This window comes from Burkholderia sp. MS389, assembly GCF_016899425.1.
GTDB classification, from domain to species: Bacteria; Pseudomonadota; Gammaproteobacteria; order Burkholderiales; family Burkholderiaceae; genus Burkholderia; species Burkholderia sola.
Map to the genome: position 1 here is coordinate 1212274 of NZ_CP045995.1, position 24363 is coordinate 1236636.

Below are 24363 nucleotides of genomic sequence, written 5' to 3' on the forward strand. Positions count from 1 at the left end.
CGGCTGCACGACTTCGAGGAGCGTCATCATGTCCGAGTTTGTTCGGATGGACACGCACGGCCGCACCGCGACCGTGCCCTTGTCCAGATATGGCGGTGCGCTGTTATTGGGCGCGGCGATTTTGTTGTGGGGTGCGAACTGGCCGGCGATGAAGCTCGGCCTGGCACACGTCACACCGCTGTGGCTGTCGGCAGCAAGGTTCGCATCCGGGGCGCTGTGCCTGTTCGTCGTGCAAGCTGCGACCGGAACGCTGCGCTTGCCGAAGCGCGCCGACCTTCCGTTTCTCGCCAGCGTCGGCTTGCTTCAGATGTTGGCGTTCACCGCGATGAGCGCCGTCGCGCTGCACCACGTGAGCGCCGGCCGTTCCGCCGTGCTCGCCTATACGACGCCGATCTGGGTGACGCCCGTGTCGGTGCTGGCATTTCGCGAACACCTGTCCGTGCGTAAAGCACTCGGCACGGCGCTTGGCGTGGCCGGGGTCCTGCTGCTTTTCAATCCGCTCGATGTCGACTGGCACGACCGTCAGGCCGTTGTCGCGCACGTCATGCTGCTCGGCGCGTCGCTCTGCTGGGCGGTCTGCATTCTCCATCTCCGGCATTTCCGCAGCGCGTCGAGCGCCTACGTGCTCGCGCCGTGGCAAATGCTTGTTGCCGCCGTACCGCTCACCGTGCTTGCCGGAGTGCTCGAGGGACCCTACACGGGCGACGGCAGCCTCAGCTTGACATCGGCGCTGATCTACATTGGTCCGATCGCGACGGCATTTTGCTTTTGCGCGGTGAATGCCGCCAACACGCGCATGTCGAGTACGAGCATGGCGACGGCGATGTTAGGCGTTCCCGTCGTCGGCCTCATGACGTCGGTCCTCTTTCTTCACGAGCATCTCACGACGGGACTCGCGGCAAGCGTCGTTCTCATCGTGGCCGGCATCGCGCTCTCTATCGCATCACGCTGACCTTGATTGTCTGAACCAGGAGAATGCCATGGTCGATCTCGACCCGACTCAACCCAGACTCACGCTCGTTACCATCGACCTGTCGTTCCATCGCGCGGCCTCCGGCGCCGTGCGGCGGATATTGAACGAGCATGGCGTAACGGTCGACGAAATATTCGCACCGCACGAAGAAGCCTTCCGGATTCTGCGGGAAGGGAAAGCCGACATGCTGAGCAGCGCGTGGCTCCCCAGTAGTCATAGTCTCTACCTCGCTCCGTTCGAGCAGGACGTGCACAAGATCACCGTCCTTTACCGGCCATATGCATTGTGGGGCGTACCCGACTACGTGCCCGAAAGCGCGGTGAGCTCCATCTCCGATCTGAAACGGCCGGATGTGGCGTCGCGGATGGTGAAGCGGATCCAGGGCATCAATCCTGGTGCGGGCATCAGCAGATTTTCCCGCGAAATCGTCGCGCAGTACGGCCTGGCGGACGCAGGGTATCACTTCGAGAACGGCACGCTCGACGATTGTGTACGCGCCTTCGAGGAGGCCGTCTCCGCAAGGCGGTGGGTGGTGGTTCCTCTTTGGACTCCACAGTATCTTCACGAGCAATACACCATCCGCGAACTCAAGGATCCGAAGGGTCTGCTCGGCGGCACGGACGACGCCACGTTGATTGTCAGAAATGCGTCGCTTGACGCGATCCCGTTGGCCGCATTGTCCGAACTGCGCAATCTCAGCCTCGGCAATCGGGAAACGAGCCGTCTGGACCATGTCCTCTCACGCACCGGCTCGCCGCGAACGACTTGAGGCGCCACGGCCGAGCACCGTCGATGACGAACGCGTAGACGACGCGTATCGACCAGAACCGCCGCGAACGTCGACGGCCGTTATGCAGTTCGCGAGAACGAATATTCGGAGTAGGTGAAATGACTTTATGGGCGGAGCGCGTTGATCGACACGTCGCCTCGCCAATAAACTGCATCGCACTACATCGCAATCGCCGAGAAATGGAAGACTGAAACGAGCCGGCTGAGATTACGCAACCGGCTCGGCGTTTCCCGGCATATGTCATTCACTTCGTAACCATTGACGGAACAACATCATGACGCAAGCACACAAAGGCACCGCACTGATCACGGGCGCATCGTCGGGTATCGGTGCGGTCTACGCCGAACGACTCGCACGCCGCGGGTTCGATCTGATTCTCGTTGCACGCAACAAGGATCGGCTCGACGCATTTGCGAAGCGCATTACCGACGACACGCAGCGCGGTGTCGAAGTGATCGCCGCGGATCTCGGCGATTCGCGCGCGCTGGCCGCCATCGAAGCGAAGCTGCGCACGGACGCGAGCATCACGCTGCTCGTGAACAATGCCGGTGTCGGTACGCATAAGCCGCTGCTCGACAGCGACGTCGACGCAATGACGCGCATGATCGATCTCAACGTCACGGCGCTGGCGCGCCTCACCTATGCAGCAGCCCCCGGCTTCGTCGCTCGCGGCCACGGCGCGATTATCAACATCTCGTCCATCGTTGCGATCGGGCCCGAGCTGCTGAACGGCGTGTATGGCGGAAGCAAGGCATTCACGCTGGCCTTCACGCAGTCCCTTCATCACGAACTGGCAGACAAGGGCGTGCAGGTCCAGGCCGTTCTCCCGGGCGCTACGGCGACGGAATTCTGGGAGATTGGCGGGCTCCCGCTGGACAACCTTCCGAAGGAGATCGTCATGTCGGCTTCCGACATGGTCGACGCAGCGCTGACCGGCTTCGACCGTCAGGAACTCGTCACGATTCCATCGCTGCACGCTGGAGAAGAATGGGCCGCATACGACGCCGCCCGCCGCGTCATGATTCCCCATCTCTCGAGCAATACCCCTGCGGCGCGTTACGCCGTCGCGCAATAAGCGCAGCAAGCCTTTTTTCGCAACCACTCCAGTCGTCCATTCAAAGGAACTCCGATCATGAAACTCACCGGAAACACTGTCTTCATCACCGGCGGCACGTCGGGTATCGGCCGCGCTTTCGCAGAAAATCTTCACAAGCGTGGCAACAAGGTCATTGTCGCGGGGCGTCGCAAGGCGTTGCTGGACGAGATCGCTCGGGCCAATCCGGGTATCGACACCGTGGAGCTGGACGTCGGCGACCCCACGCAGATCGAGCGTGTCGCGCGACAGCTGATCGCGGACTATCCGACGCTGAACGTCGTGATCAACAACGCGGGCATCATGCCGTTCGATGACGCCGGCGGTGCGCTGGACGACGCGCAAGCCGTCCGGCTCGTGAACACGAACCTGCTCGGTCCGGTGCGTGTCAGCGCCGCGCTCGTCGAACATCTGAAGGCGCAACCCGAGTCGTTCATCATCAACAACAGCTCCGTACTGGCATTCGTCCCGCTTGCTGCCACGGCGCTCTACTCCGCGACGAAGGCGGCCATTCATTCGTACACGATGTCGCAACGCTTTGCGTTGCGCAATACGAGTGTCCGCGTGCTGGAAATCGCCCCGCCGTGGGTCGACACGGATCTGATCCACAAGAGTGGTGATCCGCGAGCAATGCCGCTGGACGCCTTCATCGCCGAGACGATCCAGCGTCTCGAAACCGCGACGACGGAAGTCGTGGTCGAGATGGCGCAGCCGCTGCGTAACAACGTCGGCCCCGACGAGTATGCGTTCGTCGATCAGTTCAATCAGGCGCTCGTCGAGAACCCCATTCCGGTAGCCTGAGGCGCCGCGAAGAAGGACTCCGGAAGGCGGCCCTGCGACGCCGCCTTCCGCCCCCGCAATTCAATCACTCACCGAACGACAAACGACTTGAGGCTGACAACAATGTCCGACAAGAGCCTGACGACCGCCGCCGGCGCCCCCGTATCCGACAACCAGAACTCGATGACCGCCGGCGCGCGTGGCCCGGTCGTACTGCAGGACATGTGGCTCGTTGAAAAGCTGGCCCATTTCGACCGCGAGGTAATTCCCGAGCGTCGCGTACACGCAAAGGGATCGGGCGCCTTCGGAACGCTGAAGGTCACGCACGACATCTCGCGCTACACGAAAGCCAAGGTCTTCGACCAGGTTGGCAAGGAAACGCCGGTTTTCATGCGATTCTCGACGGTCGCGGGCGAGCGCGGCGCCGCCGACGCGGAGCGCGACGTGCGCGGCTTCTCGATCAAGTTCTACACGGAAGACGGGAACTGGGACGTCGTCGGCAACAACACGCCAGTGTTCTTCGTTCGAGACCCGCTCAAGTTTCCGGATTTCATCCACACGCAAAAGCGCGATCCGCGCACGAACCTGCGCAACAACGTCGCGGCGTGGGATTTCTGGTCGCGCCATCCCGAGTCGCTTCATCAGGTGACGATCGTGATGAGCGATCGCGGCATCCCGAAGAACTACCGGCAAATGCACGGCTTCGGCTCGCACACGTTCTCGTTCGTCAATGCCGCCAACGAACGCTTCTACGTGAAGTTCCATTTCAAGTCCGCGCAGGGCATCGAGAACTATACGGACGCGGAAGCCGCTCGTCTGGTCGGCCAGGATCGCGAATCCGCGCAGCGCGATCTTTACGAGGCGATCGAACACGGGAACTTCCCCAAATGGCATTTCCGCATCCAGGTGATGCCGGAAGCGGACGCATCGAAGGTGCCGTACAACCCGTTCGACATCACCAAAGTCTGGCCGCACAACGATTACCCGCTGATCGACGTCGGGACGATCGAGCTGAACCGGAACCCCGAGAACTATTTCGCGGACGTCGAGCAGGCCGCGTTCACGCCGGCAAACATCGTACCCGGCATCGGGTTTTCGCCGGACCGCCTGCTGCAGGGGCGCCTGTTTTCGTACGGCGACGCGCAGCGCTACCGGCTCGGCATCAATCATCACCAGATCCCCGTCAACGCGCCGCGCTGCCCGTTTCACTCGTTCCATCGCGATGGCGCGATGCGCGTCGACGGCAACCTCGGCAGCACCGTGAACTACGAACCCAGCCGTCAAGGCGACTTCGCCGCGAATCCGGCAGCGGCCGAGCCGCCGGTGCAGGCAGGCACGGTCGACCGTTACGACCATCGCGACGATGACGACTATTACAGCCAGCCCCGCGCGCTGTTCCGCCTGTTCAGCGCCGACCAGAAGGAGCGGCTGTTCGCCAACATCGGGCGGGCGATCAGCGGCGTCCCGCAGGACGTGGTCGACAGAGTGCTCGTCCATCTCGAGCGCATCGATCCGGCGTATGCCGCCGGTGTCCGCACCGCTATCTGGGCAGAGTAAAACCGGCGCGCGCGTCGTGCAAACGGCGCGCGTCGATCTCGCGGATTCGTCTCTCGGATCAATCAAGGAGTAACGTCATGGAAAGCGCGAAGCAATACGAATATCTGTTCCTCGGCGGCGGCAAGGGCGGAAAATCGCTGGCGATGGATCTCGCCCGAAGCGGCAAGCGCGTCGCCATCATCGAACGCGGCATGATCGGCGGATCATGCATCAACGTCGCTTGCATCCCCAGCAAGACGTTGATTCAGAATGCACGCAACATGCATGCGTGGCGAGCGGCATCCGCCGACGCACACCCTTTTGCGGACATGTCGCGCGTGCATGCGAACGTACGCGCCGTCGTCGACGGCATGGTGGATATCAACCGTCGCGCTTTCGAGCAGTCGGGCCTCGATCTCGTGATCGGTTCCGGTCGATTCGTCGCGCCGCGACGCATCCTCGTTCGGGCCGGCGATGGCACCGAACAGCTGTTCGAAGGCGAGAACGTCTATATCAACACGGGCACCGTGGCGGCGGTTCCCGACGTGCCGGGCCTGCGTGATTCGAGCCCGCTCACGCACGTGGAGGCGCTGGACCTCGACGTGTTGCCGAAGAAACTGATCGTGATCGGCGGCGGCTACATCGGCCTGGAGATGGCGCAGGCATTTCGACGCCTCGGCAGCGAAGTCGCACTCATTCACGACGCACCGCGGGTCGCCATGCGCGAGGACGAGGACGTCAGCGTCGAAATCCAGCGCGCGTTCGAGGACGACGGCATCTCCCTGCATCTGTCCGCCCGGATCACCGGCGTCACCGGACGATCCGGTACAGGCGTCAACGTCGTACTCGACGACGGCACGTCGATCGACGGCAGTCATCTGCTCGTCGCGGCAGGCCGGCGGCCAGTCACCGACGAAATCGGCCTGGATCTGGCAGGCGTCGAGCGCGACGCGCGCGGCTTCATCAAGGTCGACGAGGCGCTCGCGACCACCGCGGAACGAACGTGGGCGATCGGCGAGGTCGCGGGTACGCCGATGTTCACGCACGCGTCGTTCGACGACTATCGCGTACTGAAGGCCGGTATCGAAGGGCGTGCAGGCAGCACGGCAGCGCGCATCATTCCGTACGCGTTGTTCACCGATCCGGAACTGGGGCGCATCGGCCTGAACGAAGCGGACGCCAAGGCGCGCAATACGCCCGTCATCGTCGCGAAATTGCCGATGGCGGCCGTACCGAGAGCCCGCACCAACGGAACGACGCGCGGCTTCATGAAGGCACTCGTGGCGCCCGAAACCGGACAGATCCTGGGCTTCACGATGGTCGGCTCCGGGGCGGGCGAAGTGACGTCGGTCGTGCAAATGGCAATGATCGGCAACCTGCCGTACACGTCCGTGCGCGACGCCATCATCGCCCACCCGCTTCTCGCCGAAGGCCTCAATCTGCTCTTTGCCACCATCAAATAAGCGAGTGCCTTTGCCATTTGCCTGGCTTGCCCCACCGAACGCGGGCCAACCCGATGCTCGTGCCGCCACGACGCGCTTTGCGTCGCGGCGGCTTTCGTGCTTCCAATTCAGTCGTCGCCGCCACGATAAAAATGCTGACAGCCGCTCTCCTGCGATCGACACTATCCGGTAAAATCTCCGGACGAGTTCGAATCGCGCAACGCCAGCCCGTCATGTGCCGCACGGGCAGTTCCGCGATCGCGGGCCCTGAGAAAAATATGCCTTCGTCAACACCGGCGTCCCGGTCCGGACGCCCCGAGTGAACGATGGGCAAAGTCGCCGTTCTTCCACCTCATCCAGCATTGCCTGCGCCTCGTTACCGACGCGAACGAAGTGCGGGCACGGCCGTGCGTCGTGGAGTGGATACATGAATTGCTGCTGGCATCCGATATCGACGCTCACTGGCGTCGATGTCGACACATTTGTGCGGCCTTGCTCGCCGAGCAACGGGGGAACCTCTTGGATCTGAACGCGACGCGCGCATCCGGTCATCCGGTCGATAGCAACGACCCGAACGACGAAGCGCGGGAAAATCGTATTTCGCGGCATCTCGCGCTGCGAATCCTGCCCATTTTCATGTTTGCGTATGTTGCCGCCTACGTCGATCGCATCAACGTCAGCTTCGCGAAACTCCAGATGGGGGTCGACCTGGGTTTCACCGACGCAGTGTTCGGATTCGGCGCGGGTACGTTCGCGCTCGGCTACGTGGTGTTCGAGGTTCCGAGCAACATGATCCTGCAGCGGGTGGGCGCCAAGCGATGGCTCACGCGCATCATCCTGTCCTGGGCGATTGTCTCGGCATTGACGACTTTCATCGCGACGCCCAAGCAGTTCTATGTGATGCGCTATCTGCTCGGGATTGCGGAAGCCGGGCTCGTCCCCGGCATCGTGTATTACATCTCCCAGTCGTTCCCGCGATACCATCGCGTGAGGGTGCTGTCGACCTTCTACGCGGCGCTACCGCTGTCCGGCCTGATCGGATCGCCGCTGAGCGGCTTCATCATGGAATATTTCGACGGAATCGGTGGGCTTTCCGGCTGGAAATGGATGCTGATGGTCGAGGCGCTGCCGGCGTTCGTCGCGGCGCTTCTGTGCTGGAAGTATCTCGAGGACGACGTCACCCAGAGCCGCCACGAGACCGAGGCCGATCGCGCCTATCTCGCCCGCACCCTCGCCGAAGATCGCGCGCTCGCCGCATCGGCCAACAACAGCGCGATGTTCGGCAGCTGGATCTTCTGGGTATTCGGGCTGATCTACTTCCTCGATGTCGTCGGCATTTACGGCTACACGCTGTGGGCGCCCACGATGATTAAGTCGCTCGGCGTGGGTCGGGATTTCTTCATCGGATTGATTGCAGCGCTGCCCAATGCGGTCGCGATGGTCGTGATGATCATGACCGGACAAAGTGCGGATCGCAGCCGCGAGCGGCGCCTGCATACAGCCGCACTGTTCCTGCTGGCCGCGTTGGGCCTGACGCTCGCCCTCGTCTGGCACGGCAATCTGTGGCTTACCGTCATGGCGCTGTGCATCGCCAATGCGGGGTTGCTGTCGCTGCCGCCCGTGTTCTGGGGCATGCCGACGGCGGTGCTCGGCCCGAGCAACGCCGCCAGCGGCATCGCGTGGATCAGCGCGATCGGCAACATCGGCGGCTTTTTCGGCCCTTATATGGTCGGCGTTCTCAAACAGTCATCCGGAGGCTTTGCGCTTCCCGTTTCGTGCATGATCGCGTGCCTGCTGCTGGGCCTGTGCCTGACGCTGTCGTTGCCGAAACACATCGTCAACAGATAGGGCCGCGCCGGGATGGACGCCGCGGGGCGGCCATCGGCGTCGGCAGTTGCGCCGACGCAGCGCACCGTCCATGCGCGTCGCGACCGACGCCGCTAGTCCGCGTTGGGATCCAGCCCCAGCGACTGCGCGCCCAGCACGAACTCGGGCAAGGTTCGCGCGCCCATCTTCCGCATTGCGTGGCCGCGATGGATCTTCACGGTGATTTCGCTGAGTCCGAGCTCCGCGGCGATCTGCTTGTTCAGGAGGCCGCTCACGACGTATTTCATCACTTCGCGCTCGCGCGGCGTCAGCGTCTGGTAGCGGCGGCGCACGTCGGCAACGCGGCTCTCCGACTTGCGCCTTTTCTCGTCCTTCAGTAACGCATTCTGGACGACGTCCAGCATGTCCTGGTCGCGAAAGGGCTTGGAAAGGAAATCCAGCGCCCCGTTTTTCATCGCCTTCACCGACATCTCGACATCGCCATGAGCGGTGATGAAGATGATCGGCAACTGCACGTCGCCAGCGACGATCTGCTCCTGCAATGCCAGCCCGCTCTGTCCTTTGAGCCGAACGTCGAGAATCAGGCAACTCGGCACATCGGGCTTGTCGAAATCAAGGAACGCCTGCGCGGAGCCGAAGAGCTCCACACCCAGGCCGACCGATCGAAACAGCCGGCCGAGCGCTGTTCGCATGGAATCGTCATCGTCGACGACGTACACGACGGAGTGTGTTGCGATGAGATCGGGACCCTGGCTCATGGCTGAGTGATTCCTTCAAGCGGTAGAACGAACTGCATCAATGCCCCCTTGTTTTCCTGCGACTCGGCCCAGATGCGGCCGCCATGCCCCTCGACGATGGAACGGCAAATCGAGAGCCCCATGCCCATGCCCTCCTTCTTGGTGGTGAAGAAAGGCGTAAACAACGAATTGACGTCTTCGCTGCGAATGCCGGGGCCGGAATCCTCCACGCGCACCTGCACGTTTGCGCCGTCGACGAGCGCGGTCGACACGGTCAGGATGCGCTTGCCGTCAGCGACACCGCTCATCGCCTGGACGGCATTCATCAGCAGGTTGATGATGACTTGCTGCAACTGCACGCGATCCCCGCGGACCCAAAGAGACGGTTCACCGGCCCGCGCGACCTCGACGCCGTGACTCTGCAGCTCCCGACGCATGAGATCGACGGATTGCTCGACGATGGACGTCACGTCGACGAGCGCGTCGTCCCGGTCTCTTCGCTTGGCCATCGCCCGAATCTGCCGAATGATGTCCGTCGCCCGTCTCGCGTCGTCGGTGATCTGTTCGAAGGAATCGCGCACCTCGACGAGATCCGGCACGTCGTGGTCGAGCCAGCGCAACCCCGCCTCGCCGGACGTGACGATCGCCGCCAGCGGCTGAGTGACCTCATGCGCGATCGAAGCCGCCAGCTCCCCCAGCATCGTGACGCGCGTGACATGCGCCAGTTCCGAGCGCGATCGCTCGAGCGCCTGCTCGGCCTGCCGCCGCTCCTCGATGTCCGTGTTGACGCCGTACCAGCGCAGGATCCGGCCGTCTTCACCGCGCAATGGCGCGGCACCGACGATCATGCAACGATACTCGCCGCTGCCGAGCTGGACGCGCGCGGTGACCTCGAACGGGCTGCCGGAAGAAATCGCATCGTGCCACGCTGCGCGCAGCGTCTCGATGTCGTCGGGATGAACGATATCGCGCCATACATCCGTGCCGTCAATGGTCCGCACGCCGTAATCCGTCCAGCGCCGATTGAGATACAGCAGGCGCCCGTCTTCGTCCGTGCTCCACACCATCGCGGGAATCGCGTCGACGGTGGCCACGAGTTCCTCTTTCTGGCGGCGCAGCTCGGCTTCCAGCGATTTCGCCTGCGTGATGTCGCTATCGGTGGACAGGATCGCGATCGGCAGGCCCGACTTGTCACGTGACACGATCCACCGACTCGAAATCACGACGCGTTCGCCGTTCTTGCGAATGCGCGTCAGCTCGCCCTGCCAGTTGCCGTCCGCCACCGTCTTCTCGATCAGCTCCGCAATCGGCAATGCGGCGCCGGTGTGCGTCAACTCGTGGAACGCTTTGCCGAACGCTTCCGGTGCGCCCCATCCGTACAGGCGCTCCGCGCCCTTGCTCCAGAAGCGGATACGCCCGTCGAGCCCGTACACCACGATCGCATCGTGAGTCAGGTTGAGCAAGTCGACCTGGTTCTGCAGCGTCGCCCGGCTGCTCTGATTGCGCAATGCCAAAGCAGAGACGGTCACGATCGCAATGACGCTGACGATACAGCGCGCGAGAGAACTGACTGCGATCTGATCGCTCTGGGCGAGAAGGAATCCGAGGACCGTCAGGGATACGCAGGCCCACGCCACACCGACGGTGACCGTTTGAGACGCGACCGACGCGACCAGCAGGACCACGACGACATACAGCACGGCGACGGCGACGTCGACGGGCGCAAATGCGTCGACGAGGAATACCGCGAGGCCGAGCGCAATCGCTACCGCGTACACCGCGGGCTGACTGTTCCGGAGCTGCGTCTGGAGATTGGGCCCGAGCGCCGACGCACGCGCCGCCGCGAGTTCGGCCGGCGCTATGACCGGATCCAGGTATGCGCCGCGGCCATCGCCCGCCTGGCGATCGTTGTTCATAAAGTCACTCGGTAAAGACGGATTTCCGGATCACGTCCGATTGCGCTCCGAGCCGATATCCTCGAGGCGCTGCTTGATCTGCGCCGGATCCACCGGTTTGCTGAATACGCAGATCGCGCCAAGCTTCATCGCTTGCTCGCGGGTGGCTTCGGATGGAAAAGCTGTGATGAAGATCACGGGTGGGGCCGGCCCGCGCTCGAGAAGCGCCTCATACATCTCCAGCCCGGTGATGCCCTTCATCTGGACGTCCGAAATGATACACGCGACGTCCATGATCAGGTCGGCGTCAAGGAATTCCTCGCCGGACTCATAGACCCTGACTTCCCAGCCGAGCGAGCGAACGAGGCTTCGCGTGGCTCTGCGGATGGACCGGTCATCATCGACGATGGAAACAATACCTTGGTTGGGCATACGAGCGGTCCTTGACCTTCCATTCAGTAACAATTTCGAGAACGCGAACATTTCAGGTCGACGGCTCGACCGAATCGTATGCTGCCGGCATGCGGCGCGCAAACTATACTTCGGTTTAAGTATGGCCTCGGCGAGCATGCTCGCGCGCTGCCGGCACCGGCTACGCGGTCGGGGCCGCCGCCCCAAGGCGCTGCAAACCCGTCGGAATGAACGGCGCCTCCTTGCGGCCGTCGGCGACGCTCCAGTACGGTGCCGCGTCGCGCCCGCCGCCGATCGCGGGAGCGCTGTCGAAACTTGCGATCTCCAGATCGCGGAGCTGGGCCTGAATCCAGTCGATGAACGCCCGAATCGACATGGGCACCTGCCGCCGGTCCGGATACAGAACGGAAATCGGCAGCGGCGGCGGAGCATATTCGTCAAGGATGACGACGAGCGTTCCTTCGGCGAGTTCGTCCGCCACCATGCGCTCGCTCACCTGGGCGATGCCGACGCCCTCCACTGCATAGCGAACGGCGGAACGGACGTCATTGACGCAAATGCGCTCCGCCAGCCTGAGCCGCGATTCCGCGCCATCGACGGTGTAGCGGAATTCCCGGGCCGGGCCGAAGCGCCGCGGGGTGTAATGGATGACGTCGTGACAATGCAGGCTGTCGGGGTCGGCCGGCGTGCCGCGAACGCGCAGATAGTCCGGGCTCGCGACGGTCACCACGTGAAAATTCCCGACGCGCCGGCTGCGCAGCGACGAATCGGCAAGCTGCCCGACGACGACTGCGCAGTCCACGCCGTTCGCGATCAGGCCGTCCGCATCCCCACCTACGTCCACGCGCAGGCCCACTTCCGGGTAAGTTGCGTGAAACGCCGGCACGAACGGCAAAACCGAATGTGCGACTTCCTGGTCGACGTCCACGGCCAACCGACCGCGCGCGATCTTCCCCGCGCCGCTGAGTTGCTGCTGCATGTGCTCGATCTCGCCGAGAATGCGCTGGCAGTGCTCCTGATACTGCGCGCCCTCGGTGGTCAGCCGAACACAGCGGGTCGAGCGCTGAAGCAACGTCACGCCGAGATGCTCCTCCAGTCTCCGGACCAGCGTGCTGGCCGACGCCGCGCTGATACCGAGCATCTCGGCCGCTGCAGTGAAACTGCCCAGTCGGGCGACGTGACTAAACACTGACATCGCGTGCAGGGTACGGTCCATGCTGTTCTCCGGAAATCGTTGCGGTAGAAGGATTAACCAGAAGTCTAGAGAACAGTCGGCCCCGGCAATATCACCTCGTGGGAGCTTAATCCTTATACGATGGTGTTACGAGGCGCACGGCTGGCGCAGCGCGATGAAATCGTGGCCCGCTTGGGATTCCCGGGCCAAATGAAACAGGTCGGCGGCTCGGGTTCCGGCGATGCTACTGCCGCGCGGCCGGAGCCACGCGTTTTGCGACAGCGGAGTTTGAGCAGCCGATCGTGCCATGGTGATAAGGTTCCTTTTTATCTCATTATCATGCTGTTCGGCGATGTCTGCGAACAGCCACGCAGCGACACCGGGTGGCCTTCTCGAGCCGGCCAAAAGGCCCTTTTGCGAACCGACGCACGCTTCTCAGTTAGTCTCTACCCGACCGCTTAGGTACCGACTTGGAAGGTTTGACGGGCCGAGCGCAGGTAGAGACATCGACGACGCAGATTTCGGGATGCGGGCCCGCTGCCGATTCGCTTCGGATACGTACGGCCAAAGTGAGCAGCCGCTGTACCACCCCCTCAAAATTCAAGTAGGTGCCGTCGGGCAGTTCCCAGCCCTTTGGCCGCGGCTTCTGATGCACCACGAGAAGGATGCCTTCGCGGCCATTTTGCGCGCGCAGATATTGCCCGCATAGCTGGCTGACCAGCGCTTCCTCAAGCTGCTGCATCGTCCAACTCTCCGCGACCTTGATTTCAGTGGCCACATTGGCGTCGCTGGCCTTCGCTCTGAAACGCAGGTCTGGTTCCTTCTCATCTGCTACGCGCACTTCGCGCTCGATCGAATAGGCGGTTCCCTGCATTTGTCTTAACCGATCCGCCATCCAGTTCTGCACAGCGGCTTCGTCAGGCTGTGCACTCAAGGTCGTGCCCTGCTGGAAATCGCCATGGACAAGATCGTGTTGCAAGTCTTCTAAGCGCTGCATCGCCATACGCTGCAGTTCGTGGCCAGTCACTGGCTGCCTCTCAAACTGCTGCTCAAAGCGGAGCGGCTCATCCGCACGCCAGGCTGTCTGCTCCGCGTCATTGGCAGCCCGTTCTCGCGCTAGTGCGAGCAGACGTGATCGAGCCACCGGGAAATTGGGTTCATCCATCAAGCGAAGGATAGCGGCATAGGTGGCATGTCCCGGTGTGCTGACCAAAGCTGTGAATGCCGCTGAACGTGCATCTTGCGCATCGTCGCGTTCGTCTGGCGAAAACACGCCATTGTTCGTGCGGTCACGATCCTCTTCCACTCGCACTATGCGATACGCGAGCATGACCAGACGCTCCAGGGTTGCTACATCGAGATGCGCGTCCGGCGGTGCCGACCGCGACCAGCGCGAACCGAATATCTGGGGCAATACACGCTCGACGAGCGCTGTCTTCTGAGCCTCGCCCAGCAGATCGAGCTTTGCCATCAATGTGTCCGTCGCACCTTGCACGTCGATCGCATATGCGGCCCCCAAGTATTGCGCACTGACTTGCGGGTCCGTTGAAGACTGGAACCTGTCAAGCACCAATGTGTAGAACGCCCGCTTTGTGTCTGCTGGCAAGCCGCGCTTGAGGATGAACAGAACTGGACGCAGCGCAACACAATTCAGATCAGATCGAGCCTGCAGTTCGCGCCACAGGGAGGGAGCCATCAGGCGAGTCAGGCTTTCATCGCTGCGGCTGATGGCCTCCACGATTTGATAATGTCCTGGTGGCGTGGGGTCGTCCAGGTTGCTTGTCGCCTCTTGCGCGAACACCTTCTCTACCGCGGCAGGCCAGACTGCAGCTAGCGCTGTGGTCCAATCGGGAAAACCGTTGAGTTCCAGCGTCGCGTATTCAGCGGCACGAATTGCTTGCTGCTCGGTCAGATGCAGCGCCCAATCTGCCCGTGCCGCCGCTTCAATCGAAACCCCGGCGATGCCCAGACAATCAATCGAGCTGATCAGGTTGCGTTCGCCGGGCGGACGCGCACTATGCAGTGTCGGTTTCCAGGCTCGCCAAATCTCGGCAAGCCCGGCGGTAAACGCTGCCGCGACTTCCTCTCCGGCCAGTTCTTTAATGGGCGCGACGCTGTCGATCGCGTAGCGCGAATTGCTGCTGGTGGCCTCACTAAGCAACTGCCAAAGGCTATAAATCCGGTTGTCAACGCCCTTCGGTGTGATGGGGTGCAGGTGATGCAGCTGCGCCGGATTTGCCTGCAGATCCGCGATGAAGTCGACCCACGACTGCTCCTGCTCAACCTGTCTGTGCTCGCTTTCCAGAATAGCCTCTGCCAACTCTTCTTCGCTCTTGATTTCTTCCGCCGACTTGATGCGTGGAGTCATCCATTCGATATAAGCTGCTTGCATTTCCGTGTCCGTTGCGGCGACGCCAGCAATGCGTGCCTTCAACGCCTCTGGCTCGCCAGCCGTGAGCCAGAGATTGAGCGCAGTGTTGATAGCCAGTTGCCGCTCAGTAGCGAGCGGCCGAGATGCACCGTCGGTCAAAAGCCAATCGATGTCGTCGAGCACCAGCCCAGGCGGCCAGCCAAGAAACTTCATTTGGAAAGAGTAGAGCAACGGGCGTCCCGACAGATTTTTGTGGTTGCCCAGTCGGTCGGCAGCTCGCCAGAAGACGGCACGACGGCGCTCCGGCGTACGATGCAACAGTTCGACCGCATCGGCCGCCTTGTTGATTTGCCGCTGCGTCATGTCCAGATGCCCATCACCGATACACAGCACTGCGTCGATCGCTGCGGTTGGCGATACATTGGATGGTGACAAATCCAGTAGACGCTGTGCTGCCACGCCGAGCGCCGTAGCGTACTGCTCATGCCTTGGCGATCTTTCGCCAATACCTACTTCCGGCTCCGCTTCTAGCTGTTGCAAGAGCCCTTCAATCAATCGAGTCAGGTCAGCCGCGCTCGTCAGCCGCTCGACGAGCTTTGCCCCGTCCCAATCGAATCTGAAGCCACCGCCCTCGGCGTCACCCAGGTGAATGACCGCCAGGATCGCCAGCAGGTCATCGACACCGAGCAGTCGCGGGAACAAGTCCTCGACGGCTTCCCGGACGACTGTTGGCGAGATTGATGCACACTGCATCTTGATGTATTCGGCATAGTCTCTGTGTGCGGCTTCACCACCAGCAGCAAGAAGAGCGCGACCGGCGGTGATGGCTGTGTAGAGATCTTGGTATCGGCCGAACGACGCGGCGACCGCCAGATCAACACAATCTTTGATCTTGCCCAACCAAATCAAGCGCAACACGAAGCGTCGAATTTCGTCGTGTTCCTTGTCCGCCGCCCAGATGCCGCGCAGCGTCGTCGCGATATCCGGCTGAGCAAATCGCGCAAGGCTACTCAGATCTAGGTGTGGCACTTCTTCCTCCCGGCGCATCCGCTCCACCAGCGCCGTGAGCAATGTTTGCCGTGTTTCAAGAGAAAGGCTTGCCGGGTCTCCTGCGGTGAACAGCAGAAAGGGCGCGCGACGCACAACCTCCCTGGCGACGCTTTCGTCCCAGAGAGCAAGCCAAGCCGCCGTTTCCAACATCGAAGGCTTGACCAACTCGACTTCGTAGGTCCGTGAAAAAAGCAGATCATGCAGTCGGCGTTGCGGGAGGTTTGCACGCCGCAACCGCTGCAGCCAACGTGCCGCAAGATAGGCGCGCACCACGCCTTCGTTGTCGTTGTGCAATCTGGCGCGGCCGAAAGTCGCTGGGTCGAATGCCGGCCTCGTGAGCAGTTTCATCCGATCTTCGCTAGACCAGTCCGGAAGCACGTCGTCGATCTTGGCTACGCTTCCTTCGGTTTCGAGCCGGGTATCGTTATCCGGTATTGCGACGGTCGTCTGCCGTCCAAACACGAGGGCTGCACCGATCCGTTCTAGGCCCTGTTTAGCGCGCTCGGTGTCAAGGCTATCCCGGCGACCGCGTTCCGGGTCTGTTTCCTGGAGTCGTTCACGCAGGCCCACTTCCGTCATCACGGTGAAGCTGCCAAGGTGCCCGTGGCTGTCCCAGTAGCTCACGATCCAGTCTAGGTCTAGCGGCCGGCACGCGAATCCCCATAGGCTCGCAGCCTCGATAGCGTCCATTAGCCCTTCGAGGTTCGGGGCGTTTTTGGCTGCGGCATAAGTCCGTACCTGCTCGGTATCGAGCTGGGCCATCACCACGATGAGAGGCGTTTCAGCCGGCGTCGGTTCTGGGCGTTTTTCGCGGCGGAGGACGCGGCGGACCAGCGTTCCGAGCGGGGGAAGAGGATCGGCGGGGTTGTCGTGGGGCAGTGGCAGTTCGTCGTTCAGCCGCTGCGCATCGCGCGCGAATTCCCAATCAGTGTGCCGTCCGGACAGAACGATGTGGGCGCGGCTCTCTCCACCGGCAATCCCTTCAGCAATTTGTCGCAGCGCTCTTTCCAGGCGGATATTGTCGAGTTTCGCCTCATCAATGGAGTCAATGAAAAACCATCCCGGTTCATTGCTGTTGCGCCAATCATTTAACCGTTGCCGGTCGGCAGGCCGCAAAGCCTTATCGAGCCCGTCGCGACCAACATCTTGAACAGTCGCGTAGACAGCAAATCTGCCTGCAGCCGTCTGCTGGCGTGCTTGCTCGGACAGTTCCACGGTCTTGCCACTACCTGCCTCAGCTAGGATAACGACGCGGCGCTTAGCAATAAGCTCGGACCAACCCAGCAAGCCATTCGACAAGCCAGCCGCGGCCCGAAACCGTGAACGGGCGAGCGGATCTGTATTTTCTCGCCATTCATAAAACTGGCGATTCAGCGGGATGGCGGTCATTGGTATAGGTGCGCAGCGGCAGTAGGTCTCTGTTGAGGGCGATTGGCCACGGGAGGCGCCTCAGAGATTGCCAGCGCCGGGCGTTGGCTGGTCAGCTGGATACAGGATGGTGTCGGTGATGCGGCCGGCGACCCCGTCGAGGTCCGGGAACAACACACCGCGATTGATGCCGGCCCGCTGAAGCTGTCCCCGAATGATGCCGAATTTTTCGCCTGGAATACGAATATAGCGCAGCCGGTCGCGAAACTCAGGGTTGGTGTCGAGCGCGAAGTACTTCGTGTCGAGCCCACTCTGCTTGCCGCGATGCACTGTAAACCAGCCATCCTGGGCAGCGATACGGCGGGACACGTGCCGCGGCTTAAGCAAACGTGTTTGGCCGAGCCCGAGCGGATCTTTGCTCTCATCGGAGGAGATCAGATCGCCATGCGTAACGGGCAACATCCAGACCGCGCCCGGCAACACGCCGCGGCCCTCCTCGTTTTCACACGAGCGGTTCTCGCACGGTTTCTCGACGGCTGGCTTTTTCACGGCGAACCAAAGAGCCGACAATGCACTCCCCGACCAATCCAGCAAGCGGGTTGGCATCGCGTGGTGTTGCGCGATCGCGAGCCAGTCGGCATTCGTCAACTCCACGGTCGATTCGACGTGAGGCACGGCACGCTGCTTGAACTCGTCGAGCATGCGTTGCTCGGTGCCGGGCCGAAGCCGCATCTGGTACGGTGCGCGTCCAATGGAGGGCAGCAGCCGCCACGACTCGACTTCCTGACCGCGAAACAACGGGAAATCGAGATCCATCACGGGGACGCTGGCAAGCCAGTTGTCGACGTGTTGTAGAAAGCTCACGAGGTCCGTCGCTTCCCCGACACATTGGACATCGCGGAGATTGGGATCGAGACTGGATGAGGTGCTCATTGGTGAATCCTTTGTTCGTGGGTCAGGGTAACGGCCCGAAGGCTGCGCTTTCGATCATGTGGGGACGACATGGCATGACGCGCACATCGGTGCTCGGCACGCCGTAGTGTGCGCGCAAGATCGGCTCGTCGAGCTCCCCCAGATACGCGCGATACAACGCGAAGTGAGCGGGGGTCAGGCGGGTCAGCATCGTCAACCTCTCAGTTTCCGTCCGCGCCGACGCCAAATGTGGCATCGGGCAGGCCTATCGCATTGATCGGATCGATCCACTCCGGCGTGATCTCGCCAACCGCAATCCGATGCGCGGTCGGCAGAAACTCAATATCGCGTACCGTCACCCGATGGGAGGTGTCGCCGTCGACCGTGACAAGCATCCCGCAGGGGATCTCATCATCGAACACCATCGTCGAGCCGCCAACGGTAACGGTCCCGTTACCTGCGCCCGTCATGGCCGAAAACGTGAAGTAGACCGCGATTTTTGTCTGGGGCGCCCCCTTGACCCGCACCACCACTTTTCCGTCGCGGTGATCAATGGCTTCGCATTCGTCGAGCACCCCGTCCGTCGCGGGCCACCGGATCGCTTCAACATGGACGTCATAGGTCCAGGTAAAGTCGAACGCCGAGCGAACATCGAGCCCCACTCCGATTTGACGCGCGAAGGACCGACCGGCCGCCAGCAATGCCTGCGCCAGTTTCCCGTCCAGGCCCTCGACCAAAGTCTCAGCCAGCCGATCGGCGGCAAACTGCGCACGTTCGTCCTGAAACGCCGCCAGCGCCCCGCCCAAATTATTGGTCCAGAGCAGCCGCGGATGTGCCGTACAGAAGCGTTGCCAGTCAGCATCGGTGGACACCACCAGCACCGCCGTGTCGTGCTCGCCGGCCCAGTGTTCGAGCGCCAGCAGCGCCACCGCGTCGGGGAACTCGTGCTTCTTCTTGCTCGACTCCGCAAACGGCGGCTGCGCCGCAAAGTACCGGTCGAACAGGGTGCGCATGTCGACCCGCGCGGCGACGTCGAGCACCTCGGCGCGTGCCCGCCAACCAGTCTTCCATGCGCATCCTCGCTGCGAGCGCCGGCTCGTCCATCTGATACTCGATGACCCGCAGCTGCTCGAGCGCGTCACTCGACAGCAGCTGCGCCCGGGCCGCCATCCGCACCGAGCGCGCCAAGCCACTGCGTGCTTCGGCGGCATCGCGCTGCACATGCGCCTCCACCTCACGTCGCACCACGTCCGGCATCAGCACCTGGACTCGGTCGCTGCGATGGAACTGCTCGACACGGCGCAACAGCCCGCCCTCCAGATTACGTTGTTGCGCGTCGAACACCGAGGTGTCGAGTGCAATCGCGCCGAGCCGATTCGTGGCGATCAATTCGATGATGCGGGTATCCATCACGTGTTCCTGGCGAGTAGGTATGGGTTAGCGCGGCGCATCGATCGCGAGTATCGCGCGCAGGTTGGCCTTGGTCTGCACGAGCGCGCGTTGCTGCGCCTGCTTCTGGTCGACGAACTCGGCGGACATCTGCTCGCTGCCCCCGAGCTCGGCCACGGCATCAAGCAGCAGTTGGCGAATCGCCGCCGCCAGGTGGCCACCCTCGTCTTGGGCGTCGCGCCGCAAATTTGCTCAGCAGGAAATGCTGCCAGGAGGGAAGCGTCTAAGCAGACTGGGCGTCAAAGATGTTGAATGTCGGCTGAGCCATGATGATTCACCGCCCCAATACAAGTGCACGCAGCTCAGATAGTTTCGAGCCTGCCTGATGACTCTTCGCGCGCCAAGTCACCGGAAACATATCCGTCATCCGCGCAGCATGCCCTTATACCCTTCTGCGTAGGCGATGTTAAAAAATCGAATGTTCGGTAAGCGTTGTTAGCCATTCCAACGATTTGACGCCGGCGAGCGAGTTACCGTTTGCATCAAGTCCGGGTGACCATACGCATACCGCCATCTCCCCCGGCAGTACCGCGACGATGCCGCCTCCCACACCACTTTTCGCCGGCAGACCAACTCGATAGACGAAGTCGCCCGCTGCATCATAAGTGCCACAGGTCAACATCAACGCGGACAAGCGCTTTGCAGAACTCGCATCGAGGACACGCTCCCCTGATACAGGGGCAATTCCCCCGTTGGCGAGAAAAAGCGTGGCCGTGGCAAGCTCGATGCAATTCATCTCGATAGCGCACTGACGACAGTAAGCATCGACGACGGTTTCAGGCGGCATCTCCATGTTGCCGAAGCTTGCCATGAAATGCGCCATCGCGCGGTTACGGTCGGCGTGCCGAAGTTCGGAGTCAGCAACACGCAGGTTATAGTCAAGATCGGAAACGCCAGTCAGTCTTCGCACGAACTGCACTAGGGCCGTTTCGGCGCCAACGAAGCGCCGACACAATACGTCGGTCACAACGAGCGCGCCTGCATTGATAAATGGATTACGTGGTACGCCGCGCTCGGTTTCAAGTTGGACGAGGGAGTTGAATGCGGTCCCCGATGGCTCCCGACCGACACGCTCCCAAAGTTCGTCACCGAGGAGTTGAAAAGCGAGCGTACACGCAAACAGCTTGGAGATACTCTGGATGGAGAAGCGCTCTCGCGCATCACCAACCGCAAATACACGACCGTCTAGCGTCACTATAGCCATGCCAAAACGGTGAGCGCTTACGTTGGCGAGTTCTGGGATATAGTCGGCGACCCGGCCAGCAGTACGCCAGGGAGCAATATCGCGATGAATCTGTTCGAGGATCGCCGGATAGTTCGGGTCAGTCATTACAGGGGGCTGAGCATCAACATGCAGGGACCGCGATAATAGCGCAACCGCTCCACGCCCGACCCTCCGAGGATTGACGACTTCTCTCCGTTGCATGTCAACAAATCGTGCCTCCAAGCGGCGATTGGATGCTTGCTATTGACTACTTCCCGTGATTTGGACCCAATATGGCTCACGGACCCCAATGAATAATTGGCTTCCCGCACTTATTGACGCTTGACAGGTCACCATAAGTTGAACAGCTCGAAAGCGAGCGCGGCAAGCCGCGCAATCCGTTCATCAATGCGGGCGCGCTGGTCGTCACCGACGTGCTGTGCCGCCGCTTCGTGAAGGCCGAGACGGCGCTCGTCGAATTCGTGCGGCGGCTGATCGGCGCGAACGACATCGACTACGATTCGCGCGTCGCGACGTCGGAGTTGCAGCATGCGGAGCGCAACCGCGCGATGGCGCATTTCATGGCGAGCTTCGGCAACATGCAGATGCCGCCTGATACGGTGATCGACGCGTATTGCCGGCAGTGTGCGATCGAGATGAATTGCGTCGAGCTGGCCAGCGCCGCGCTGTTTCTTGCGAACGGCGGTGTCGCGCCGGCGACAGGCGAGCGGATCGTCGATTCGAGTTCCGCGAAGCGGCTGTCGGCGCTGATGCTGACCTGCGGGACCTATGATGCGGCCGGTGATTTCGTGTATCGGGTGGGGCTGCCGGCGAAGAGCGGCGTCGGCGGCGGGATCGTCGCGGTGCTGCCGGGGGAGATGGCCGTGTGCGTGTGGGCGCCGGGGTTGGATGCGAACGGGAACTCGTTGGCGGGGACACTGGCGCTGGAGTGGTTGACGACTTATTCGGGAAGGTCGATTTTTTGAGGCGTCTCAGTGGCGCACCCGGTCGTCCGGACACCTCGAATGAACATCTTTGCTTGGCGCTACGACCACCCGCTACAAGGATCCAGCGTGATGCAGGTCAAGAACGGAAATCACGTCGCTTCGACCGGCCGTACCCGGCGCGGATTCTTCCGCCCCGTGACGGTCATGGCGGCATTGAGTTTGTGCCTCCCGTTTGGCGGCGCACATGGGCAGCCGGCAGACGCCCCGCCCAACAGCACGGGGGCGTCGCAGGTCGAATCTCGAACCGAGGCAAGCCTGACCGTCACGCAAGCGCTGCAAGGCATGCTGGCGCTGATACGGGTCAGCAATCAGGTTACCGACATGACGCCCGACGCGATGCACCGCAGCTTTGGTGTGCAGACCAAAGCGACCGCCAAAGACAGCTTCGGCTACGGCCAGCGCTTGCCTGGCAACTGGGCGTTCGGTATCGAAAGGTTCGTGGTCCCGGGAAGGGGGACACAGGTGGAACTGGGCTTCGATCCGATTCCCGGAATGCAGGCTGCGCCGCTGACGGCATGCGAGCCGAACTTCGCGCAATTCACGGCAGCACTGGAATCCTTGGGGTTCAATCATCGTACTCGGTACGGCGAACACGGCCGCCGGATCTCCGAGATCTTCTGGCGTCAGGAGATCTCTGTGGAGGTAGCCCCCTATAGAGCATTCAGCGATAACGGTGAGCCATTGGGTCCGGCTTGCGTAAGAACGGTACGGGTGCGATAGATCGCCGTCACCGCGCGATGCAATTACGGCAAGCGTATGGACGAAACGCCGTGATCCTCTGCTGTCAAACACGCAGGAAATCGCTCGACTCGTGGATACCCCGAACCCAATCCGGCGAAGATTTCGCGACGCGTGGGCACGCCGGCGCCGACGTGATTGACGACGTATCGAACGACCAATTTTCCGACATTTCGCAGCGATGACTGGAGAACGCAACGCATGAATCGGGACAACGCATCAGAAGTCACAACGTCAGCCCCCGCGTGCGCGGGCAGCAATTCCTCCTCGCCGATCCCGCCCATCGCGCCATCCAAAACCGCGCTGCTCGTCATGCACTACCAGACCGACATCCTCGGCCTCTTTCCGTCGGTCGCGCCTGAATTGCTCTCGAATACGCGCCGTCTCTGCGCTGCGGCACGCGCTGCCGGCGTCGGCGTCTGGTTCGCGAATCTGAGGTTCAGCCCCGGCTATCCGGAGGTCAGCCCGCTCAACAAGAACGGCCAGGGCATCAAGCAACTCGGCCTGTTCATCGACGATGCCCCGTGCCCTGAACTCGCCAGGCGGCCCGACGAACCGCTGATCCTGGCCCACCGCGCGAGCGTATTCTTCGGCACCGATCTGCAGGCGCGGCTCATCGCACAAGGCGTCGATACGCTGATCATGGTCGGCATCGCGTCGACCGGCGTGATGCTGTCGTCGATAGCCCACGCGAGCGACGCCGATTTCCGCCTCTACACGGTCAAGGATTGTTGCTACGACCCGGACCCGATCGTCCACGAGCATCTGTTCGCCACCGCGTTCGAATCGCGCACGACGGTGCTGTCGCTGGCGGATGCGCTGCGGCTGCTGGCATGACAACGGACTCGTCGCACCGCCGTTCGAAACCATGCATCCGACGGCGGGCCTACCGGGTCGCCGCCCCAATCCCCGCCAAAATCAGATCGATGCCGGCCAGGAACTGCGCACGCTCGTCGTGCGCGGCCAGTTGCTCGGCTACCTTGCGCACGAACGGATACTGCGCCGGTTCGAGCTGCGCCCACCGCTCGGCCACGACCGCGACGACCTCCGACTGCCCCGTCTCGCGCGGATGCAGCCGCGCACCCGCGGCGTACTGGCCGGCCAGCCCGAAGATGTAATGCATCAGCGCCGACGCCGCGTTGAATTGCGCGGGCTCGGGCACGCCCAGCGCCTGAAGCTGCCCGCCGACGCGCTCGAGGATCCGCAGCACCGCCTGCTGCCACGGCGCCCGGAACAACTGCGCACCGACCCACGGATGCGCGCTGAACGCGTCGAACAGGCGCAGCGCGACACGCCGGAGCGCTTGCGCCGCATCGCCGTCACGCTGCGTCGGCACGTCCGTCAGCGCAGCCGCGATCACGTGATCCGCGGCCGCCGCGAGCAGATCGTGCTTGTCGGCGACGTGCCAGTAGATCGCGCCGCTTCCGGTCGCCAGATGTGCGGCGAGCGCGCGAAACGTCAGCGCACCCTCGCCGGCATGGTCGAGGATTCCGATCGCGGCCTCGACGATCCGCTCTTTCGACAGCGCGTCCGCGCGCCGCTCGGTCCGTTTGCTGGTTTTCATGCGCGCTAGCTTGACACATCTGGAACAGCGTTCCAATATCGC

Annotated in this window: 20 protein-coding genes and 1 pseudogene; 11 read left to right on the forward strand and 10 right to left on the reverse strand. The window is 62.3% G+C overall.

The features are described 5' to 3' along the window. Positions 1-28: 28 nt before the first annotated feature. The 7 genes from GJG85_RS21850 (at position 29) to GJG85_RS21880 (ending at position 8462) form a co-directional block, all read left to right on the forward strand. The gene (locus GJG85_RS21850) at positions 29-952 is read left to right on the forward strand and encodes a DMT family transporter (RefSeq protein ID WP_050012426.1); all 924 of its coding nucleotides are present in this window, start codon (positions 29-31) and stop codon (positions 950-952) included. 28 nt (positions 953-980) lie between these two features. After that, positions 981-1742 carry a glycine betaine ABC transporter substrate-binding protein gene (locus GJG85_RS21855; RefSeq protein ID WP_050012425.1) on the forward strand — a complete coding sequence of 254 codons (762 nt, stop codon included), beginning with the start codon at positions 981-983 and terminating at the stop codon, positions 1740-1742. 295 nt (positions 1743-2037) lie between these two features. Further along, the gene (locus tag GJG85_RS21860) at positions 2038-2838 is read left to right on the forward strand and encodes an SDR family oxidoreductase (protein ID WP_050012424.1); all 801 of its coding nucleotides are present in this window, start codon (positions 2038-2040) and stop codon (positions 2836-2838) included. A 57-nt stretch (positions 2839-2895) separates the two neighbouring features. Then, positions 2896-3657, forward strand: coding sequence for an SDR family NAD(P)-dependent oxidoreductase (locus tag GJG85_RS21865; RefSeq protein ID WP_050012423.1), 762 nt, complete (start codon positions 2896-2898; stop codon positions 3655-3657). A gap of 102 nt (positions 3658-3759) precedes the next feature. Beyond that, on the forward strand, positions 3760-5193 hold the full coding sequence (locus GJG85_RS21870) for a catalase (protein WP_050012422.1): 1434 nt from the start codon (positions 3760-3762) through the stop codon (positions 5191-5193). 77 nt (positions 5194-5270) lie between these two features. Then, on the forward strand, positions 5271-6635 hold the full coding sequence (locus GJG85_RS21875; RefSeq protein WP_050012421.1) for an FAD-dependent oxidoreductase: 1365 nt from the start codon (positions 5271-5273) through the stop codon (positions 6633-6635). A gap of 498 nt (positions 6636-7133) precedes the next feature. Then, entirely contained in the window at positions 7134-8462 is a 1329-nt protein-coding gene (locus GJG85_RS21880) for an MFS transporter (protein WP_050012420.1), read from the forward strand. Between the two features lie 92 nt (positions 8463-8554). Here GJG85_RS21880 and GJG85_RS21885 read toward each other — a convergent pair whose 3' ends face one another. The 8 genes from GJG85_RS21885 to GJG85_RS21920 all read right to left on the reverse strand — a co-directional run bounded on the left by GJG85_RS21885 (position 8555) and on the right by GJG85_RS21920 (position 19399). Then, complete coding sequence (locus tag GJG85_RS21885) at positions 8555-9199, reverse strand: response regulator (RefSeq protein ID WP_050012419.1); 645 nt, start codon at positions 9197-9199, stop codon at positions 8555-8557. Continuing rightward, positions 9196-11094 (reverse strand): PAS domain-containing sensor histidine kinase, encoded by a 1899-nt coding sequence (locus GJG85_RS21890; protein WP_050012418.1) that lies wholly within the window; start codon positions 11092-11094, stop codon positions 9196-9198. The genes GJG85_RS21885 and GJG85_RS21890 overlap by 4 nt, the downstream gene beginning before the upstream one ends. Positions 11095-11124: 30 nt before the next feature. Further along, complete coding sequence (locus GJG85_RS21895) at positions 11125-11505, reverse strand: response regulator (RefSeq protein ID WP_050012417.1); 381 nt, start codon at positions 11503-11505, stop codon at positions 11125-11127. A 160-nt stretch (positions 11506-11665) separates the two neighbouring features. Further along, complete coding sequence (locus tag GJG85_RS21900; protein ID WP_050012416.1) at positions 11666-12700, reverse strand: LysR family transcriptional regulator; 1035 nt, start codon at positions 12698-12700, stop codon at positions 11666-11668. Positions 12701-13097: 397 nt separating this feature from the next. Beyond that, positions 13098-17468 (reverse strand): hypothetical protein, encoded by a 4371-nt coding sequence (locus tag GJG85_RS21905; protein WP_050012415.1) that lies wholly within the window; start codon positions 17466-17468, stop codon positions 13098-13100. Between the two features lie 60 nt (positions 17469-17528). After that, on the reverse strand, positions 17529-18380 hold the full coding sequence (locus GJG85_RS21910) for an FRG domain-containing protein (RefSeq protein ID WP_050012414.1): 852 nt from the start codon (positions 18378-18380) through the stop codon (positions 17529-17531). A 22-nt stretch (positions 18381-18402) separates the two neighbouring features. Next, a complete protein-coding gene (locus GJG85_RS21915; RefSeq protein ID WP_162484452.1) occupies positions 18403-18570 on the reverse strand; it encodes a hypothetical protein in 168 nt (55 codons plus the stop codon). A gap of 10 nt (positions 18571-18580) precedes the next feature. After that, complete coding sequence (locus GJG85_RS21920) at positions 18581-19399, reverse strand: PIN domain-containing protein (protein WP_204384406.1); 819 nt, start codon at positions 19397-19399, stop codon at positions 18581-18583. On the opposite strand from GJG85_RS21920, the gene GJG85_RS21925 reads away from it, so the two are divergent. Next, complete coding sequence (locus GJG85_RS21925; protein ID WP_204384407.1) at positions 19371-20060, forward strand: hypothetical protein; 690 nt, start codon at positions 19371-19373, stop codon at positions 20058-20060. The genes GJG85_RS21920 and GJG85_RS21925 overlap by 29 nt on opposite strands. A gap of 154 nt (positions 20061-20214) precedes the next feature. On the opposite strand, the gene GJG85_RS21930 is transcribed toward GJG85_RS21925, so the two are convergent. Then, positions 20215-21138 (reverse strand): glutaminase, encoded by a 924-nt coding sequence (locus GJG85_RS21930; RefSeq protein WP_060734314.1) that lies wholly within the window; start codon positions 21136-21138, stop codon positions 20215-20217. A 239-nt stretch (positions 21139-21377) separates the two neighbouring features. On the opposite strand from GJG85_RS21930, the pseudogene glsA reads away from it, so the two are divergent. The 3 genes and pseudogenes from glsA to GJG85_RS21945 form a co-directional block, all read left to right on the forward strand. Continuing rightward, positions 21378-21998, forward strand: a pseudogene (gene glsA / locus GJG85_RS21935) (glutaminase A); the annotation flags it as partial. A gap of 39 nt (positions 21999-22037) precedes the next feature. Then, a complete protein-coding gene (locus GJG85_RS21940) occupies positions 22038-22739 on the forward strand; it encodes a hypothetical protein (RefSeq protein ID WP_239468990.1) in 702 nt (233 codons plus the stop codon). 219 nt (positions 22740-22958) lie between these two features. After that, on the forward strand, positions 22959-23594 hold the full coding sequence (locus GJG85_RS21945; RefSeq protein WP_204384408.1) for an isochorismatase family cysteine hydrolase: 636 nt from the start codon (positions 22959-22961) through the stop codon (positions 23592-23594). 49 nt (positions 23595-23643) lie between these two features. On the opposite strand, the gene GJG85_RS21950 is transcribed toward GJG85_RS21945, so the two are convergent. Continuing rightward, entirely contained in the window at positions 23644-24321 is a 678-nt protein-coding gene (locus tag GJG85_RS21950) for a TetR/AcrR family transcriptional regulator C-terminal domain-containing protein (RefSeq protein WP_050012408.1), read from the reverse strand. Positions 24322-24363: the final 42 nt, after the last annotated feature.